At 74.2% G+C, this 16,430-nt stretch carries 15 protein-coding genes; 3 read left to right on the top strand and 12 right to left on the bottom strand.

Annotated elements, in window-relative coordinates:
- Window positions 1–93 precede the first annotated feature (93 nt).
- From NUT86_RS38825 to sigK, 8 genes are all read right to left on the bottom strand, one after another.
- Window positions 94–804: an alpha/beta hydrolase gene (locus tag NUT86_RS38825; RefSeq protein ID WP_274740102.1), complete on the bottom strand. Its 711-nt coding sequence runs from the start codon at window positions 802–804 to the stop codon at window positions 94–96.
- A complete protein-coding gene (locus NUT86_RS38820) occupies window positions 801–1,628 on the bottom strand; it encodes a DUF1295 domain-containing protein (protein WP_274740100.1) in 828 nt (275 codons plus the stop codon). The genes NUT86_RS38825 and NUT86_RS38820 overlap by 4 nt, the downstream gene beginning before the upstream one ends.
- On the bottom strand, window positions 1,625–2,923 hold the full coding sequence (locus NUT86_RS38815; protein WP_274740099.1) for an SAM-dependent methyltransferase: 1,299 nt from the start codon (window positions 2,921–2,923) through the stop codon (window positions 1,625–1,627). Before NUT86_RS38815 ends, NUT86_RS38820 begins: the two co-directional genes overlap by 4 nt.
- Window positions 2,920–4,254 carry an SAM-dependent methyltransferase gene (locus NUT86_RS38810; protein WP_274740097.1) on the bottom strand — a complete coding sequence of 445 codons (1,335 nt, stop codon included), beginning with the start codon at window positions 4,252–4,254 and terminating at the stop codon, window positions 2,920–2,922. The genes NUT86_RS38815 and NUT86_RS38810 overlap by 4 nt, the downstream gene beginning before the upstream one ends.
- Complete coding sequence (locus NUT86_RS38805) at window positions 4,251–5,012, bottom strand: DUF1365 domain-containing protein (protein WP_274740096.1); 762 nt, start codon at window positions 5,010–5,012, stop codon at window positions 4,251–4,253. Before NUT86_RS38805 ends, NUT86_RS38810 begins: the two co-directional genes overlap by 4 nt.
- On the bottom strand, window positions 5,009–6,280 hold the full coding sequence (locus tag NUT86_RS38800; protein WP_018091565.1) for an NAD(P)/FAD-dependent oxidoreductase: 1,272 nt from the start codon (window positions 6,278–6,280) through the stop codon (window positions 5,009–5,011). The genes NUT86_RS38805 and NUT86_RS38800 overlap by 4 nt, the downstream gene beginning before the upstream one ends.
- 204 nt (window positions 6,281–6,484) lie before the next feature.
- Window positions 6,485–7,237, bottom strand: coding sequence for an anti-sigma factor (locus NUT86_RS38795; protein WP_018091566.1), 753 nt, complete (start codon window positions 7,235–7,237; stop codon window positions 6,485–6,487).
- Window positions 7,234–7,821 (bottom strand): ECF RNA polymerase sigma factor SigK, encoded by a 588-nt coding sequence (gene sigK, locus NUT86_RS38790; protein WP_018091567.1) that lies wholly within the window; start codon window positions 7,819–7,821, stop codon window positions 7,234–7,236. Before sigK ends, NUT86_RS38795 begins: the two co-directional genes overlap by 4 nt.
- 226 nt (window positions 7,822–8,047) lie before the next feature.
- On the opposite strand from sigK, the gene NUT86_RS38785 reads away from it, so the two are divergent.
- From NUT86_RS38785 to NUT86_RS38775, 3 genes are read left to right on the top strand one after another with little or no spacing between them, the layout of a single operon-like run.
- A complete protein-coding gene (locus NUT86_RS38785; RefSeq protein ID WP_159483815.1) occupies window positions 8,048–9,238 on the top strand; it encodes a lycopene cyclase family protein in 1,191 nt (396 codons plus the stop codon).
- 41 nt (window positions 9,239–9,279) lie between these two features.
- Entirely contained in the window at window positions 9,280–10,008 is a 729-nt protein-coding gene (locus NUT86_RS38780; RefSeq protein ID WP_159483817.1) for a class I SAM-dependent methyltransferase, read from the top strand.
- The gene (locus NUT86_RS38775; RefSeq protein ID WP_274740092.1) at window positions 10,005–11,564 is read left to right on the top strand and encodes an NAD(P)/FAD-dependent oxidoreductase; all 1,560 of its coding nucleotides are present in this window, start codon (window positions 10,005–10,007) and stop codon (window positions 11,562–11,564) included. Before NUT86_RS38780 ends, NUT86_RS38775 begins: the two co-directional genes overlap by 4 nt.
- A gap of 47 nt (window positions 11,565–11,611) precedes the next feature.
- On the opposite strand, the gene NUT86_RS38770 is transcribed toward NUT86_RS38775, so the two are convergent.
- Genes NUT86_RS38770 through NUT86_RS38755 form a run of 4 tightly spaced genes read right to left on the bottom strand, consistent with a single transcriptional unit; the run spans window position 11,612 to window position 16,426 of the window.
- Window positions 11,612–12,625 (bottom strand): DUF5914 domain-containing protein, encoded by a 1,014-nt coding sequence (locus tag NUT86_RS38770; RefSeq protein ID WP_274740090.1) that lies wholly within the window; start codon window positions 12,623–12,625, stop codon window positions 11,612–11,614.
- The gene (locus NUT86_RS38765; protein ID WP_274740089.1) at window positions 12,622–13,611 is read right to left on the bottom strand and encodes a phytoene/squalene synthase family protein; all 990 of its coding nucleotides are present in this window, start codon (window positions 13,609–13,611) and stop codon (window positions 12,622–12,624) included. The genes NUT86_RS38770 and NUT86_RS38765 overlap by 4 nt, the downstream gene beginning before the upstream one ends.
- Entirely contained in the window at window positions 13,608–15,143 is a 1,536-nt protein-coding gene (gene crtI, locus NUT86_RS38760; RefSeq protein WP_018091573.1) for a phytoene desaturase family protein, read from the bottom strand. The genes NUT86_RS38765 and crtI overlap by 4 nt, the downstream gene beginning before the upstream one ends.
- Complete coding sequence (locus NUT86_RS38755; RefSeq protein ID WP_274740087.1) at window positions 15,140–16,426, bottom strand: polyprenyl synthetase family protein; 1,287 nt, start codon at window positions 16,424–16,426, stop codon at window positions 15,140–15,142. The genes crtI and NUT86_RS38755 overlap by 4 nt, the downstream gene beginning before the upstream one ends.
- Window positions 16,427–16,430 lie beyond the last annotated feature (4 nt).

Here is a 16,430-nt window from a genome sequence, read left to right as displayed (position 1 = left end):
CCGAGTAGGCAAACGGGCCCGGAAACGCCTCATGCCCCGCCCGAACGGGCGGGGCTGACTGCACGTCATGGGGCGGATGTGCCTCCTGGGCGACTACGCCGGGCGCACCCCGTCGGCCGCTTCGGGCAAGGGCGTGCCGTCCAGGAGGGCGGCGACGAGGTCCACGGTCAGCCGGTGCCAGTGACGAGCGCCACGCAGCATGGTGTGTCCGCCGCGCGGCATGGCGACGGTGTGGGCCCGGGCACCCGCCTGCCGGGCCCGGTCGGCGAGGAGCCAGGAGCCCTCGGCGTCGGTGACCCGGTCGTCCGCGTCGTGCAGCAGCACCAGGGTCCGGTCACGCAGATGGGCGACGGGTTCGTCGGGCGGACACCACGGGGCGAGGGCGACGATGCCGCGGACCGCCGGATGGCCGCCGGTGAGCAGAGCGGCCCGGCCGCCCATGGAGTGGCCGACGAGCACGACCGGGATGTCCGCGGCCCGCGCGGCCAGCTCGTCCAGGGCCTGACGGGCGTCCGAGGCGGCGTCCGCCCGCGGCCCGTTCCACCCCCGGCAGCGGTAGCGCACCGACGCGAGCAGCACCTCCCGTCCGCGCAGGGCCCGGGACATCGCGGATCCGAAGGGCCGCATCCGCAGCGCGGGGAGGTTGAGCCGCGGCGGCGGGCCGGGACCGTCGGCCCGCCCTCCGTGCAGCAGGAGCACCGCCGCCCGCGGAGTGTCCGGGCCGCGGTGGACCACCAGCGGCCGGTGCGGGACCCGCTGTCCGTCGCTGCCGGGGCCGGTGGTGCGGGCCGGTCCTGTGGTCATGGGCGGGGGTCCTCCGTGTGGGGGTGTCGACGGGGTGGCAGCGGCACGAAACCGCTGGTGCGGGCCCGGTAGGCGGCGTAGCCGGGGCGGTCGGCCAGTTGGTTCTCCAGCAGCCGCTTACCGCTGCCGTACGTCAGCAGCAAGGACATCACCAGCGGTGAGACCACGGCAAGCGCGGCGCTCTGCCCGGTGCCGCAGGCCAGCAGGAACAGTCCCCACCACACGAGGAAGTCACCGAAATAGTTGGGGTGCCGGCTCCAGCCCCACAGTCCGCGGTCCATGACCCGGCCGCGGTGCGCCGGATCGGCCTTGAAGCGGGCGAGCTGGAAGTCCCCGATGCTCTCGAAAGCGAAGCCGGCCGCCCACAGGAGAGCGCCGGCGACGGCGCCCGCGCCCAGCGGCACCGGCACGTACTGAGCCACCTGCACCGGGAGGGAGACCAGCCACACCAGGGCGCCCTGCAGCAGGTACACCATGCGCAGGGCGTAGGCGTCTCGGCTGCCGGGGGCCCTGGCGAGCAGGCGTTCATAGCGGGGGTCCTCGCCGTGCCCTCGTCCCCGCCAGGCGATATGGACGGACAGCCGCAGCCCCCACAGCACCGTGGCCAGGGTGACCAGGAGCCGCCGGCCGTCGTCACCGTGGCCGGCCGACATCCCATACGTGACCAGGGCCACCGCGGCGAACGCCGCTCCCCAGGCGGTGTCCACCAGCCGGTGCACGCCCTTGACCCGGGCCACGGCGAACGTGAGAAGCATGACGGTGCCCGCCGCCCCGGCCGCCACCGCGAGGTTGGCGGCGAATGCCGCCCAGGGGAATCCGGTCACCGCCGGGCTCCCCCCACGGACCAGCCGTCCGGCGTCGGCGGCATCGCTGCCTCGCCTTCCGGTGTGGGGCGTACGGCGAGGATCTGGTCGACGCCCATCCGGCGCTCGGTGAACGCGAGTCCGCTGCCGGCCAGATACAACCGCCACACCCGGGCGGTCGGTTCGCCCGCGAGCGCCACGAACTCCTCCCAGCGGGTCTCCTGGGTGCGGTACCAGGCGGCGATGGTCCGTGCGTAGTGTTCCCGCAGCGCTTCGACGGACCGCACCTCCAGCCCGCCGGCCTCCAGCAGGCCGATGGTCTCGCCCAGCGGGCGCATATGCATGTCGGGGGCGATGTAGGACTCGATGAACGCACCGCCTCCGGGCGCGGCGGAGCCCCGGGACATCTGCTGGATCAACGCCCGTCCCTGGGGGCGCAGCAGCGCATGCAGCCGGGCGGCGAACGCCGGGTACTGGGCGTCGCCCACATGCTCACCCATCTCGATCGCGCACACCGCGTCATAGCCGCCTCCCCTGATCTGCCGGTAGTGCCGGAGTTCGGCCTCGACCAGATCGCCCAGGCCCTCCGCCTCGATACGGGCGGTGACATGGGCATGCTGTTCGCGGGAGAGGGTGACCGCGGTGACCCGAGCCCCGAACTCCCGTGCCGCGTACAGCGACAGGCTCCCCCAGCCGCAGCCGATGTCCAGCAGTCGGGCGCCGGGGCCGAGGCCCAGCTTGCGGCAGATCAGGTCCAGCTTGTCCCGCTGGGCGTCGGCGAGTCCGTAGGACGGGTCGTCGGGGCGAGCCCAGTAGCCGCAGGAGTAGGCCATGGACTCGTCCAGCAGCAGCGCATACCAGTCGTTGGAGAGGTCGTAGTGATGACTGATGGCCGCCCGGTCGCGGGCGCTGCTGTGGAGGGTGCCCCGCAGCCGTGCCCGCGGGGCTCCGGGCGCGGGCGGGCGCGGGCCCAGCGCACCGAGCCGCAGTGCGGTGACGGCCATTCCGGTCAGCCGGCGCGGGCCGGGCGGAGCGGCGGCGGCCGGGCCACCCGCGCGCAGCGACCGCCACACTCTGCTCAGCCCGTCGGCCAGATCGCCGTCGATGTCGAGATCGCCCGCGATGTAGGCCTGTGCCAGTCCGAGTTCACCGGGCTGCCACACCAGGCGGCGCAGCGCCCGCCGCGAACGCAGGACCACGACCGGCGCGTCCGGCGGCCCGGCCTCGCTGCCGTCCCAGGCCCGCAGCCGCACCGGCAGGTTCCCCGCGAAGTGGCCGGCGAGCAGTGCGGCGAGGCGGTCCGCGGCCCGTGTCACCGGAGGCCTCCGTCCCGCGCCGTCGTGGTGGCCCGGGTGAGGAGCAGCTGGCGGACGTCCAGGTAGCCGGCGCGGAATCCGGCCTCGGAGTAGGCCAGGTAGAACTCCCACATACGGCGGAAGACCGGGTCGAAGCCCAACGCGTCCACCTCGGCGGACCGTTGGGTGAAGCGTTCGCGCCACAGCCGCAGCGTCTCGGCATAGTGGCCGCCGTATCCGTCGTTCTCCCGCATCCGCAGGCCGGCGGCCGCCGTGTGCTGCGCGATGGCCTCGACGGACGGGATGAGGCCGCCGGGGAAGATGTACTTGTGGATCCAGGTGTAGGTGGTGCGGGTGGTGAGCATCCGCGCGTGCGGCATGGTGATGGCCTGGAGTGCGATCCGGCCGCCCGGCAGCAGCAGGCGTTCGAGGGTGTCGAAGTAGACGGGCCAGTAGTCCGCGCCGACGGCCTCGATCATCTCCACGCTCACCACGGCGTCGTAGCGGCCGGTCACCTGCCGGTAGTCACACAGCTCGACCGAGACCCGGTCCGCGTGACCGGCCTGCGCGATACGCGATGTGGCGAGGTCGCGCTGCTCCTGTGACAGGGTCACCGAGACGACACGGGCGCCACGGGCGGCGGCGCGCAGGGCCAGTTCTCCCCAGCCGGTGCCGATCTCCAGCAGACGGGTGCCGTCGCCGACGCCGGCCAGGTCCAGCAGCCGGTCGATCTTGCGGTGCTGGGCGTCGGCCAGGTCGCTCCATACGACCGGACGCTTCCGGAAGACGGCCGAGGAGTACGTCATGGTCGGGTCCAGGAAGAGCGCGAACAGGTCGTTCGACAGGTCGTAGTGCCGGTGGATGTTCTGCCGGGCGCCCTCCAGGGTGTTGCGCTGTCCGCTGGGCCGACGGCGCGCCCAGGTGCCCCGGAGCCGCTGCAGCGGACGGGGTACCAGCGAGGTGAGGTGGGAGGCGAGGACGGTCAGCGCGCCGACCAGGTCGTCCGCCTCCCACTCCCCCGCCATGTAGGACTCGCCGAAGCCGATCAGCCCGTCGGTTCCGATCCGCCGGAAGAACGCCTCCGGGTCGTGCACCCGCACCAGGGGCCCCTCGTCGCCCGTGACGGGAGCGTCCCCGAGTGCGGTCCGCAACGGCAGGGCGGCCAGTGCCCGTTGAACGAGCAGCCGGGTCACGGCGGTGCGTGTCGCCGAACCGCGCGGACCGTGCGCCACATCGGGCCACCTGGCCGCGTCCGCCCGGGGGCGGTCCGTCGCGAGCGCGGCGGCCGGGGCGGCAGCAGCGGGCCCGGCGGCGGCAGAGGATGCGGTGCGGTCCGAGACGGAAGTCTTCACTTCATGCCTTCCTGGATGCGGTGGTGGGGACGGGGCTGGACGGGCAGCCCGCGCAGGAACAGGGCGATGCCGTGCCGGCGGATGCCGGCGGAGACGGCGGCCGTGGACCAGGGATGGCGCAGCGCCGCGGCCAGCAGCCGCCCGGCGGTCGCGGGCCGGCGGGTGCCGCGCACGGTCGCGGTGAACGGCCGGGTGGCGCCGCGGCGCAGCGCTACCGTCAGGTCGAGCCGGCCGGCCGGTTCGGGCAGGCGCATCCGGTAGTCGCCGTCGACCGGGAAGAACGGCGACACGTAGAAGTCCTTGGCGACCTCCGCGCGGCCCTGTGCGTCGGTGCGCAGCAGGTAGCAGTGGCGCTCGCCGTAGGTGTTGTGCACCTCGGCGACGACGCAGACGGGCTCGTCGTGCCGGTCATGGCACCAGTAGAGGGTCAGCGGGTTGAAGACATGGCCCAGGACCCGGGCGTGCGCGAGCATCAGCACCCGCCCGCCGTCCAGCTCTATGCCGTGACTCGTCAGGAACCGTTCCAGTCCGGCCCGGAGGGTCGGCGCGGTGCCGGCGAAGTGGTCCCGGGGGTCGAACCGGGCCAGCGGGCGCAGCGCGGCGGGGAGCCGTGGCGGGTGATCGAGGTCGACCAGCCACATATAGGTCCGGTGACGCAGGGAGTGCCGCACCGGCGCCGTACGGGCGTGGGAGACCAGGCACTCGTAGAGGGCGGGGGTGGCGGGGACGGTGGCCGGGGCGGCCGTACCGGGGGTCACCAGCGCACCCCCAGGGCCGCGGCCGCCTGGACGCCGGAGCGGCAGCCGTCCTCGTGGAAGCCCCAGCCGTGGTAGGCACCCGCGAAGGCGGTGACCGCCGTGTTCAGCTGCGGCAGCCGCTGTTGGGCGGCGACCGACTCCGGTGTGTAGAGGGGGTGTTCGTACACCATCCGCGCCAGGACCCGGTCACCGTCGATGCGGTCGGCGGCGTTGAGGGTGACGATGAAGTCCTCCGGGGTGTCCAGCCGTTGCAGCCGGTTCATGTGGTAGCTGACCTGCACCTCGTCCGCAGGAGTGGTGCAGGAGGCCATCAGGTAGTTCCACGAGGCGCGCGCCCCGCGGGCCCGCGGCAGCAGGGCGGTGTCGCTGTGGAGCACGGTGGTGTTGCGCGAGTAGGGGAACGCGCTCAGGATCTGCCGTTCGTCGCCGGTGGGGTCGGCGAGCATCCGCAGTGCCTGGTCGGGGTGGACGGCCACCACCACCGCGTCGTAGGTGCGCTCCGTGCCGTCCCCGGTGACGATCCGGGCCCGGTCGGGTGCGCGGTGCACCGTACGGACCGGGGTGCCGGTGTGGACGGTCGTGAGCTGCTTGCCGACCCGGCTGACGTACTCCACCGAGCCGCCGGTGACCGTCTTCCACCGGGGTGAGCCGCCGACCGACAGCAGACCGTGGTGCTCAAGGAAGCGGAACAGATAGACGGCCGGGTACTGCATGGCGGTCGTGGGGGCGCAGGACCACACCGCGGAGACCAGCGGGGTGACGAAGTGGGTGACGAAGTACCGGGAGAAGCCGCACCGGGTCAGGAACCTGCCGAGGGTGAGGGTGTCGCCGCGGTCGGTGGCGAGCGTGGTGCGCGCGGCGCGGTGGAAGGCGCGGATCTCGGTCAGCATCCGCAGATAGCGGCCCCGCAGGGCGCTGCGCGGCTGGGCGAACAGTCCGGCCGGCCCGCGGGCACCGGCGTACTCCAGACCGCAGCCCTCGCACCGTACGGACATGCTCATCTCGGAGTCCTGGGTGGTCACCCCGAGTTCGCGGAACAGCCGCAGCAGCAGCGGATAGGTGCGCTCGTTGTGGACGATGAACCCGGTGTCGACCCGTATCACCCGGCCGTCTTCCGAAGCCCTGTCGTGGGTGTGGGCGTGGCCGCCGAGGCGGTCCTCCGCCTCGTACAGCGACACCGCACAGCCGCCCTGCTGCAGTACGTAGGCGGCGGTGAGTCCCGCCACCCCGCCGCCGACCACGGCGATCCGTCGACGCTCCACGGTCATGTGCCTCCTCGCCTCGGGGCGGGCCGCGTTGCGGTTGCGGCGGCCCGCTCAGGAGGGATTCGGTGCCCGGGGCGGCGCGGATTGGTCGTGATGTTCCGAACCGCAATGCGGGCTGGTGGGCTCCGGTGTCCGGGTATGCCGAGCCGGCCGCCGGCCCGGGGGGGGGCGGCGGCCGGCGGTGTCAGCTGCGGTGGGTGCCGGGGCTCACACCCGGAGGACGGCCAGCGGCGGGGTGGTGGGCCGGCTGGAGCCGCCCGCGGGTTCCGCCGTGACGCCTACCCCGTCCGCGCCCTCGGGCCCGCCGGTCAGCAGCATCGCGCCGGAGGAGCTGCCGGTCTCGACGAGCCCGGCGGGCTCCATGGCGCCGTTGCGGCTGTACCAGAGCTCGTACACCCGCTGACCGGACAGCTTCGGCAGGCCGTGGTAGAGGAACGCGGTCTGTCCCCTCCTCTTGGAGGCGACGACCGTTCCGCTGCCGCCGCCCTTGAGCGCCGTGGTGTGGAAGGTGGCGTCCGGGGCGGCCATCAGAGCGCTGACCGCGGCCGCCTGCTGCTCGGCGCGGGCCGTACGGTCCCGCTGCTGGTCGGCGTCGTTCCGGGCGGTGACGGCCAGCCCGCCGGCGATCGCGGCGACGACCAGGCAGGCGGCGGCCGCGAGATACGGCAGCCGGTGCCGCAGTCCCCGGCGCAGCGGGACCACGGGCGCGGTCGCGTGGCGCCCCCTCGGCGGCAGTTGCCGGACCTCGGGCAGGGCGGCCATCACCCGGGTGCGCAGATCTGCCGGGGGCACCTCGGCCACGGCCAGGGCCAGCCGGGCCGCGGTTTCCTGCAGTTCCCGCACCTCCCGGGTGCAGGCCTGACACTGCGCCAGGTGGCGGGTGAACTCGGCGGACTCCTGCTCGGACAGCGCGCCCAGTGCGTAGGCGCCGGTCAGTGTGTGCAGATCGACGGTGCTCATGCCGACACCCCCAGGCAGTCGCGGAGCCGGATGAGGCCGTCCCGCAGTCGTGTCTTGACCGTGCCCAGCGCCGCGCCCAGCAGATCGGCGGTCTCCCGGTAGGTGTAGCCGCGGTAGTAGGCGAGTGTCACCGACTCCCTTTGCAGGTCGGTCAGTTGCGCCAGGCAGCGGCGCACCTGCTCACGCTCCAGCCGCCGCTCGACCTGCTCGCTGACCTCGTCGAAGGGGGCGGTGTAGGCACCCACCCCGGCCCGCTGGTCACGGTCGGCCGCCGCCTGGACGGAGCGCACCCGGTCCACCGCCCGACGATGAGCCAGCGTCATGATCCAGGCCATGGCGCTGCCCTGCCGCGCGTCGAAGCGGGCCGCGGACCGCCACACCTCGATCAGCACCTCCTGCGCGACCTCCTCGGACTGCGCCGGATCCCGTACCACCCGGCGCACCAGGCCCAGTACGGAGCCGGCCACCGCCGTGTAGAGATTCTCGAACGCGTACTGATCGCCGCGGGAGACGCGGTCGAGCAGTGATTCCAGCGCACCGGTATGGGGCGCTGGGGACCGGTCGCCGCGGGCTGCGACGGGCATGGACACCTCCGGACTGTGACGTGGTCACGAGTGATTCGGCGCCGTGCGACACCTGGATTGGTCGGGAGAGGATTCTCGCGGACACCCCGTCGGGCAGCGCACCCGGGGCGGTCACCACGGTTCGTACGCCACGGCCCCCCGGATTCCCGCGCGTCGGATACCGCCTGACGGGCCGGGACTGCGCAAGGATCACCGCGGGGGCACCGAGGCGGCGAGAGGACTGGGCGTGCGGGACGCGGATGCCGTCATCGTGGGCGCGGGTGCGGCCGGGCTGTCGCTCGCCTACCGGCTGTGTGCGCCGGCGGCCGGCGGCCGGCCGCTGCGGGTGGTGCTCGTCGACGCACCGCCCGGACCGCTCACCCCCCAGGAGCGGACCTGGTGTTACTGGGAGGCACCGGGCGGCGCGTTCGACGACGCCCTGACCGCGTCGTGGGAACGGCTGCGGGTGCACGGGCCCGGCGGGGAGGCGACGGCGGGGCGGCCCGAGCCCTTCCGGTACAAGATGCTGCGGTCGCGTGACTTCGAGGCCCTGGTGGACGACCGGCTCGCCGAACAGGATGCCGTGGTCCGGGCCGAGGCGACGGTGGAGTCCGTACGGGACGTGTCCGGCGGGGCAGAGGTGCGCGGGCGCGACGCGGCGGGGCGGCCGGTGACCCTGCGGGCCCGCTGGGTCTTCGACTCCCGGCCGGCCGGGCGGCTCCCTCCGGCGCGGACCACCCTCCAGCAGCACTTCCGCGGCTGGTTCGTCCGCACCCGGCGCCCGGAGTTCGATCCCACGACCGCGGATCTGATGGACTTCCGCACCCCGCAGCCCAGCCATGGTCTGTCCTTCGGGTACGTCCTGCCGCTCAGCGACTGTGCCGCGCTGGTGGAGTACACGGAGTTCTCCCGCCGCACCGTGGACACCGCTGTCTACGAACGGGCCTTGCGCCACTACACCGGGCAGGTGCTGCGGCTGGGCGCGTTCCGTGTCACGGCTGCCGAGCAGGGCGCGATCCCGATGACCGACGGCCGCTTTCCGCGCCGGGCGGGTCGCGCGGTGTTCCGCATCGGGACCGCGGGGGGCGCCACCCGTCCGTCGACCGGGTACACCTTCGCTTCCGTACAACGGCAGACGGCGCTCATCGCGGCCGCGCTGCTGGCCGGCCGGCCACCGGTCACCCCTCCCCCGCACACCGCCTGGCACCGGGCCATGGACGCCGTGCTGCTGCGTGCGCTGGACAGCGGCCGGGTGGACGGCGCCGAGTTCTTCACCGGGCTGTTCCGCACGGTGCCGATGGAGCGGCTGCTGCGGTTCCTCGACGGCCGCTCCCGTCTGTGGGAGGACGTCACCATCGGTCTGCGCACCCCGGTGCTGCCCATGCTCCGCACCGTCGCCGAACTCCCGCTGCTGCCACGCCGCACCGCCGTGCGGTGACCCCGCCCGCTCATGCGCCCCGGACCGGAGGAGAGACATCCATGGCACTGCTGCACGACGGCGAGCTGTCCGCCGCCTTCGACCACGCGTCCCGCACTTATGACCGGCTGGTCGCGGTGAACCCCGGCTATCACGGTCAACTGCGCCGCTCCGTAAGGCGGTTGGGCCTGCCCGACGAAGGCCGTGGACTGCGCGTGCTGGATCTGGGGTGCGGCACCGGCGCCTCGACGGCGGCGCTGCTCGCCCTCGCCCCGCACGCCGAGATCGTCGCCGTCGACGCCTCGGCCGGCATGCTGGCGCGCGCCGCCGCCAAGCCCTGGCCGCGCGGGGTCTCCTTCGTGCACGCGCCGGTGGAACGACTGGCCGACGCCGGGGTGACCGGTGGCTTCGACGCCGTCTTCGCCGCGTACCTCTTCCGCAATGTCACGGACCCGGATGCGGTCCTCGGGGCGGTACGGGAGGCGCTGACTCCGGGCGGGCGGCTGGCCGTTCATGAGTACACCCTGACCGGCGGTGCGGTGCCGCGCGCCGTGTGGACGGCGGTGTGCACCGGAATCCTGCGGCCGGCCGGGCGGCTCGCGGGCGACGCCGGGCTGTACCGACATCTGTGGCGCAGCGTCCTCGCGTTCGACACCGCCGCGGAGTTCACCGGGCGGCTGCGCCGGGCGGGCTTCCGGCAGGTGCGGGCCCTGCCGCTGCCCGGCTGGCAGACCGGCATCACCCACACCTTCGTCGCGGCCACGGCCGGCGCCCACGAGGAGGGGGCATGACACCTCGACGCGACAACGGCGGGGCCGCGCGACGCGGACGCGACCGGCGGGCCCGGACGGTGCCAGGGCCACCGGGGCGGGAGCGGGCGGCGGACGGCGGTCCGGAGGTGGCGGTGATCGGCGGCGGTATCGCGGGCCTCTCCGCCGCGACCGCGCTGGCCGAGCGCGGGGTGCGGGTGACCCTGTACGAACGTGCCGGGGTCCTCGGCGGACGGCTGGCGGGCTGGCCCGTGCGGCTCGCCGACGGCTCGACGGCGACCATGAGCCGCGGATTCCATGCGTTCTTTCCCCAGTACTACAACCTGCGGGGGCTGCTGCGCCGGGTCGACCCGGGCCTGGGGATGCTCAGACGGCTGCCCGACTACCCGCTGCACCACCGGTCGGGCATGCGGGACAGCTTCGCGCGGGTGCCCCGGACACCGCCCTGGAGCGCACTGGGCTTTGTGGCGCACAGCCCCACCTTCACCTGGCGGGACCTGGTACGGATGCGCCCCGTCGCCGCCCTGCCCCTGCTGGACGTACGGGTGCCGCAGGTCTATCAGCGGCTGGACCGCATCAGTGCCTGGGACTTCCTCTCCCGTATCCGCTTTCCCGAGGCCGCGCGTCATCTCGCGTTCGAGGTGTTCTCCCGGAGCTTCTTCGCTGACCCGCGGGAACTGTCGGCCGCGGAGCTGGTGCTGATGTTCCACATCTATTTCCTCGGCTCCAGTGAAGGGCTGCTGTTCGATGTGCCCGACGAGCCGTTCCCGCAGGCGCTGTGGCACCCCCTCGGCCGGTATCTCGCGGGGCACGGCGTCCACCTGTGCACGGACACGGAGGTGACGCGGGTCGAGCCGGTGGCGGGCGGTGGGGTGCGCGTCGCCGGGGAGGGCGCGGACCGCCGGTTCGACGCGGTGGTGCTGGCGCTGGACCCGGGCGGACTGCGCCGCCTCGTCGCCGCCTCACCCGAGTTGGGGGACGCCGCCTGGCGGGCGCGGATCGGGCGGCTGCGGACCGCTCCGCCCTTTCTGGTGTCCCGGCTGTGGCTGGAGCGGCGGGTCTGCGCCGACCGGCCCGGCTTCCTGGGCACCAGCGGTTTCGGCTCGTTGGACAATGTCAGCGTGCTGGAGCGCTGGGAAGGCGAGGCGGCCCGCTGGTCCGCCCGCACCGGCGGCTCGGTGCTCGAACTGCACGCCTACGCCGTCGCCCCGGGAGCCGACCGGGAGCGCGAACAGCGGCGTCTGGTACGGCAGTTGAGCGCCGTCTACCCGGAGACCTATGGGGTCAGGATCATCGACCGGCGTGATGAGTGGCGCGCGGACTGTCCGCTGTTCCCGGTGGGCGGCTTCGACGACCGGCCCACCGTGCACACCCCCGACCCCCGGGTGGTGGTCGCGGGCGACACGGTGCGGACCTCGTTCCCGGTGGCGCTGATGGAGCGGGCCGCGACGACCGGGTTCCTCGCGGCCAATGCGCTGCTGGCGCGCTGGGGCGTACGCGGCCAGACCCTGTGGACCGTGCCGGACCGGGGGCGGTCGGCGGCCCTGCGGTGGGCGGCCCGGCGGGCCGGGTGGTGACCGGGGCGCGCCATCCGGACCCACACCGGCACGGGCATCGGCTGGTGTCAGCCCGGATGGCGTCCGCTGCTGCGCAGTTCCCAGCGGCGCTCGGCGTAGGCCAGATCGTCCCGCCACAGCCGTCGCGCGGCGGCGCGCATCAGCGGACGCAGGGCGGGCGCGGCCGCACGCGCCAGGGCGAATCCGGGGCGCCCGGAGGTGGCGACGATCGCTTCGACGACCGCGGTGCGCGGGCGTCCCCGGTCGTCCGGGCCCAGGGGCGTGGCATGGGTTTCCACCACGGACCCCTGTCCTTCGCCTGCCAGGATCCGCATCACCACCGTACGGGGCCCGGGGGCGGTGAACAGCGCCGTGACCGGCACCACCGCACGTCCGGCGACCTTGAAGGAGACCTCGACGGTGAGGCCGTCGGACGGTTTCCCGCCGTGCTCCGCCGGGGCGTCGAGCACGGTGAGGTCGACGAAGGAGTAGGGGTGGAACCAGGCACCGTGCCAGGGATCGAGGCGGTTGGCCACCACGTCCTCGGGTTCACAGCAGCCGGTGGCGGTGTAGACGGTGGCGACGGCGCCCGCCGCCTTCGGCCGGGCGGGGAGCACGGGCTGTGGCAGCGGGCGTTCACCGCCCGCCTCGTCGAGCCGTACCCAGGCCAGCAGTCCGTCGTCGTAGGCAGGGAACGGCTCCCAGCCGGCGAACGGAGCACCGTCCAGGGGGAGTCCGTGCCACCGGCAGCGGAGGATGCCACAGCGCACGGGCCCCTGAGCGAGGGGCGCGCCGAGGTGCGGGCACGCCCCGGGGCCCGCGAGCAGGCGGCCTGCGGCGTCCCGCCAGGCGACCACCTCGATCCCGGCGACAGTACGGCCGACGGCACGGTCCGCACCGATGTCGCGGGCCGCGCCGAGGACGAACCAATTGCCGGACGGTCGCGCGAGTGCGGCCTTGACGGCCTCGGCGATGCGCGCGGGTTTGGCGTCGCGCCAGGTGGGGCGCTGGCGATCCCACGGCTCGGGTCTGCGGCGCAGCCGGAGCGGAAGGCGCGGGGGACGGCGGGCCTCCTGGGTCATGGGGTCTCCTCCTGCGCGTAGTGCGGCACTCCGCCACGCCGCACACCGGGCGGCCGGACGGTGGCGCGAGCGGCGACGAGACGGGCCAGACCGCCGAGGGCGGTGGCCGCGCGGCGTCGGCGGGAGACGACGGCGCGGCGGTGCAGCACGGCGTACCCGTCGTCACGCACGGCGTCGAGGATGGCGCCGTAGAGGACGAACGCGGTGCGGATGCACGGGCGGGAGACCGGGTCGAGCATGGCGAGGCCGGGTGCCGCCTCGCGGTAGACACCGCGGGTGAGCTCGGCGGCCGCCGCCAGGGCCGCGGTGATCCGCGGGTCGGGGAGGCCGGTGTCGCGGCTCCACCGGAGCAGTGCGCGGTCGACGCCGTGCGCCGCGAGCAGGTCGGCAGGGAGGTAGACGCGGCCACGGTCGAGGTCTTCGCCGACATCGCGCAGGAAGTTGGTGAGCTGGAAGGCGATACCGAGGGCCGCGGCGTGCGGCACGGCTTCCTCCTGCGGTACGACGGTGCCGAGCACCGGCAGCATCTGCAGTCCCATCACCGCGGCGGAGCCGTGCATATAGCGCCGCAGATCGGCGTAGGTCGGATAGTCCGTCACCGTCAGATCGCTGCGCATGGACGTCATGAAGTCCGCGAAGTGACGGTGGTCGATGCCGTACACGGCGGCGGTGTGTGCCACCGCGCGCACCACCGGCTCGGTGCTCGCGCCGCCACGCAAGCCGTCGTCGAGGCAACGCTGGAGGGCGTCGAGCGCGTGTGCGCGGTCCGCGGTGGTGTGACCGGTGGCGGGGTCGTCGACGATGTCGTCGGCCCAGCGGGCGAAGCCGTACAGGGCGTGTACGGCCGGCCGGCGTCCCGCGGGCAGCAGCCGGGTGGCGAGGAAATAGGTCTTGCCGTGCCGGGCGTTGAGCCGGCGGCAGTGGGCGTAGGCCTCGCGGAGCCGGGGATCGGTGACGCCTGCGGCGTCCAGTTCGCGTGCGGTCATGCCGGGATGCCTCTCGTGGCGGGGCGGGACGAACCGGCGGTGGAGCGGGGCGGCCGCAGGCCGGTGATCCGGGCCGCGGCGAGTTTGCCGGAGATCAGGACGGTGGGGACGCCGACGCCCGGGGTGGTGCCGCAGCCCGCCAGTACGGCGTTCTCCGTGCCGCGTACGAGGTTGCGGGGGCGGAAGGGGCCGGTCTGCGCAAAGGTGTGTGCGGCGGAGAACGGCGTTCCGGCGGCGAGCCCCTGTGCGGTCCAGTCGGCCGGGGTGACCATGCGGTACTCCTCGATGGCGGCGCCGATGCCGGTGAGCCCCCGGCGTTCGAGGACGGCGAGCAGGCTGTCGCGGTACCGGGGGGCGAGGTCGCGCCACTCCCCCGCCCCGGGGCCGGTGTCGGTGTTGGGGCAGGGCGCCAGGATGTAGTGCAAGTGGCGTCCGGGCGGGGCGAGTTGCGGGTCGGAGGCGGTGGGGCGGGTGAGCAGCAGGGAGGGGTCGCTCATCAGCTGACCGGTGCGGGTGAGTTCCTCGAAGGTCCGCTCCCAGGCGGCGCCGAAGGAGATCGTGTGGTGCGCCAGACGGGGCCAGGTCCGGTCGGTGCCGGCGTGCAGGATCACCGCGGACGGCGCGTGGCGGAGCCGGACCGGGCGGCGGGGCCGCCGGCCGAGCAGCCGGTGGACGACCGGCAGGTCGGGGGTGAGCACCACCGCGTCACAGGGAATGCGCTCGTGCGGGGTGACCACCGCCGTGATCCGGTCGCCGGTGCGTTCCAGCCGGGTGACGTGGTGGCCGTAGCGGAAAGCGGCACCGGCGTCGGCGGCCGCGTCCGCCATCGCCCGGGGCAGGGCGTACATCCCGCCGCGGGGGAAGTACACCCCGGCGACCGTGTCCATGTAGGCGATGACGGCGTAGGCGGCCAGGGCACGCGCGGGCGGGACCCCGGCGTACAGCGCCTGGAAGGAGAAGACCCTGCGCAGCCGGGCGTCGGGCAGGAAGCGGCCGATCCGGTCGTCGAGCCGGCCGAATCCGCCGAGTGCGGCGAGGCGGACCAGGTCCGGGTGCATCAGCTGCAGCGGTGAGTCGAAGTTGGTGTCGATGAAGCGGTGGCGCTGGACCGCGTACAGCTGCTGGAGCCAGCGGCGCAGCCGGCGGTAACCGTCGGCGGCCCCGGGTCCGGCGAACCGTTCGACCTCGGCCTCCATGGCCTCCGCGTCGGTGTGGACGTCCAGCTCGCTGCCGTCGGCGAACTGGGCGCGGTACGCCGGGTGCAGGGCCCGCAGCTCCATCCGGTCGGTGAGCCGTTCACCGACCGCGGCGAACGCCTCGTCGATGAGGTCCGGCATGGTCAGCACGGTCGGGCCGGTGTCGATGCGGTAGCCGTGGCTCTCGATCCGGCCTGCCCGGCCGCCGGGCAGCGCCGCACTCTCGACGACCGTCACCCGCCGGCCGGCGCCGAGCAGATGCAGCGCGGCGGACAGCCCGGAGAGACCGGCGCCGACCACCACCACGTGGTCGGTGGGGCCCTTGACGGTTCTCATACGGCGCCCCCTTCGGCCACCCCGGCGGGTACGGGCGAGGTGATTACGTCGGGTGCCGGGCCCCGGACGGTGGCGGTGCGCAGGCCGGCGACGGAAGCGAAGAGGCCGCGCAGCCGGGCGGCCGCGGAGGGTTCCAGGGCGGCCGCGGCCAGATGGCGGATGCTGCGCGCGACCAGCCGGTGAATGCGCAGTTCGACGAGGCCGAGCGCTCCGGTGGCGACGAGGACGGCACGTACCCGCTCCAGATCCGCGGCGTCCAGTTCGCTGTCGCCGACACAGCGGTCGAGGAGCGCGAGGGCCGCCCGGTCACCGCGCTCCATGGCCCGGGCCCGGCCGACCGCCAGCAGATAGGTGAGCTTCCCCTCCCGGATGTCGCCGCCGGACGGTTTGCCGGTCCGGTCCTGGTCCCCGAACACCCCCATCAGATCGTCCTGGAACTGGAAGGCGACCCCGGCGCAGCGGCCGGCGGCACACAGTGCCCGGGTGGTGTCCTCATCGGCGCCGGCCAGGGCCGCACCGAGCGCGAGCGGCCGCTCCACCGAGTAGCGCGCGCTCTTGAGGTACGCGGTACGGACGGCCAGTGCCGCCGAACGGGAGCCGGCGACCTGGCCGTACAGGTCGAGATACTGACCGGCCACCATTTCCATCCGCATCGCCCGCCAGATGTGCCGCACCCGCGGAGCGGTCTCCGCACCGAGTTCCGCACCGGCGACCGTGTCATCCGCCCAGGCGAGGGCGAGATCACCGGCGAGTACCGCGGCGGAGGTGCCGAACCGCCCGGCCGCTTCCGCGGTGCCCGGCGTCGCGTACTGGCCGGCGAATTCGGCGTGGACCGCGGGCCTGCCGCGGCGCAGCGGTGACCGGTCCATGGCGTCGTCGTGGATGAGCGCACAGGTCTGGATGAGTTCGACGGCGGCGGACACCCGGAGCGCCGGCTCCACGGCACAGGCGCCCGGCCGGTCCTCGCAGGACCGTAGCCCCCACCACAGGAATTGCGAGCGGGTGCGCTTGCCCCCTTCCAGGGTGAAGCGCGCGACCCGCGCGGCCACATCCCGGGCGAAGGTGCCCTCGATCTCGGCCGCCCGCGCGACCTGCTCCCCGAGGACGCCGACGAGCATCCGGCCGACGGCGGCCGGCACATCCGCATCGACGGTGTCCGGCCCGAGGCCGGCTGAGCAGGTGTCACCACGGCCCGGAAGTGCGTTCCCGGACGGGCAGCCGGACGGCGGCGGGCCGGCATCGCGCAGCGCGAGGGGGGCGGTTGCCCCGGTACGACGGCGCATCGTG

Source organism: Streptomyces sp. G7(2002), assembly GCF_028870195.1.
GTDB classification, from domain to species: Bacteria; Actinomycetota; Actinomycetes; order Streptomycetales; family Streptomycetaceae; genus Streptomyces; species Streptomyces nigrescens.
The sequence above is the reverse complement of the archived record's forward strand: the minus strand, read 5'-3'. Positions and strand labels throughout refer to the sequence as shown.